Below are 1,329 nucleotides of genomic sequence, written 5' to 3' on the forward strand. Positions count from 1 at the left end.
CGGAACGTGCCAGTACAGCGCGCTCGGCTGGACCCCCAACCGGGTCGCCAACGTCCGCATCGACATGCCGGGCAGCCCCGACTCGCGGAGCAGTTCCAGGGCGGTGTCGACGACCGCCGTCTTTGTCAGGGCCACGGGCGCCGATCCTACCGGCCGCCACAACCCTCTCCTGAACGCTGTACAAGTCGACGACCGTGCGCTAGCCTGAACGGCGTTCAATGAACGCCGTTCAGGAGGAACCATGGCCATCACGACCCCCCGCTGGCACGAGCTCGCGGATCACGTACTCGACGGCGGAGTCGTCACCGCGGCGGACGCCCTCGCCGTGCTCCGGTCCCCGGACTCCGAGCTCATGGAGGTGGTCGCGGCCGCGTCCCGGCTGCGGTTCCAGCACTTCGGCAACAAGGTCAAGGTCAACTACCTGGTCAACCTCAAGAGCGGCCTGTGCCCGGAGGACTGCTTCTACTGCTCGCAGCGGCTCAACTCCACCGCCGGCATCCTGCGCTACACCTGGCTCAACACCGAGGAGGCCGTCACCGCGGCCAAGGCGGGCATCGCGGCCGGCGCCTCCCGAGTGTGCCTGGTCGCCAGCGGCACCGGCCCCAGCAATCGCGAGGTCGGCAAGGTCTCCGACATCATCGAGGCCATCAAGTCCGACACCCCGGGCGTCGAGGTGTGCGCCTGCCTGGGTGCACTGAAGGATGGCCAGGCGGAGAAGCTGTGCTCCAGCGGCGCCGACGCCTACAACCACAACCTCAACACGGCCGAGAGCCATTACGAGGACATCTGCACCACCCACACCTACGCCGACCGGGAGCACACGGTCGCCCAGGCCCACGGCGCCGGACTCTCGGCGTGCTCGGGCTTCATCGCGGGCATGGGTGAGACGCACGAGCAGCTCGTCGAGCTCGCCTTCGACCTGCGCGCCAAGGGAGTCGACTCGATCCCGGTCAACTTCCTGCTGCCCTTCGACGGCACCCCGCTCGAGGGCGTGGACACCCTCAACCCGCGGGACTGCCTGCGCATCCTCGCGATGGTCCGCTTCGTCGCCCCCGACACCGAGATCCGGATGGCCGCCGGCCGCGAACGCCACCTCGGCTACCTCCAGGGCATGGGCCTCTACGTGGCCAACTCGCTGTTCCTGGGCGACTACCTCACCAGCGAGGGCCAGCCCGGCGGCGAGGACCTCCAGATGATCGCCGACGCCGGCCTCGAGGTCCTCCAGATGGACCACCCGGCCGGGGACACCGGGGACGGGACGGTGGAGGCCGCCACCGCGAACGCGCCCGCGGATGCCGCCGGGCCGGCCACGCCCGTCGCCGCCACCGG

General features: G+C 70.1%; 2 protein-coding genes. One reads left to right on the forward strand and one right to left on the reverse strand.

What is annotated here, in order from left to right:
- Positions 1-249, reverse strand: a 249-nt coding sequence (locus tag G6023_RS16205) for a TetR family transcriptional regulator (protein WP_347570780.1), incomplete at its 3' end; no start/stop codon positions are given.
- Here G6023_RS16205 and bioB point away from each other — a divergent pair.
- Positions 242-1,329 (forward strand): biotin synthase BioB (gene bioB / locus G6023_RS14365; RefSeq protein WP_241727876.1); only part of this gene is annotated, 1,088 nt, incomplete at its 3' end. The two genes, G6023_RS16205 and bioB, sit on opposite strands and share 8 nt — an antisense overlap.

It is taken from the genome of Dietzia sp. DQ11-71 (assembly GCF_014144995.1).
GTDB lineage: Bacteria > Actinomycetota > Actinomycetes > Mycobacteriales > Mycobacteriaceae > Dietzia > Dietzia kunjamensis.